This window comes from Bacillus cereus group sp. BfR-BA-01379, assembly GCF_022663605.1.
Classification (GTDB): Bacteria; Bacillota; Bacilli; order Bacillales; family Bacillaceae_G; genus Bacillus_A; species Bacillus_A mobilis.
In genome coordinates, this window is record NZ_JAKUFT010000241.1 from 1 (window position 1) to 290 (window position 290).

Here is a 290-nt window from a genome sequence, read left to right on the forward strand (position 1 = left end):
ATGAAACAAACCTTTTCCATTTGAAAACTGTTTTGTGACATTTTGAACTGAAATCATAATTCCACCTCATTTTTTGAAATATTAAATATGTGATATTTCAAAATTATTGTACTCCTCATCTTTCATATTCGCAACAACTTTTTGAAATATTTATATGTCCGTATTTCAAAATTATTGTTTTCCATTATTTTTTCTTGTATATTTTAATTGAGGTGATTGCATTGAACGGCTTTGAAAAAGTGAAAGAAAAGAAAAAACGTGCCATTAAAGAGGCCGCCTTCTTATTATTT

Annotated in this window: 1 pseudogene; it reads left to right on the forward strand. The window is 26.9% G+C overall.

What is annotated here, in order from left to right:
• Window positions 1-152 precede the first annotated feature (152 nt).
• Window positions 153-290 (forward strand): annotated as a pseudogene (locus MR113_RS27660) (TetR/AcrR family transcriptional regulator); the annotation flags it as partial.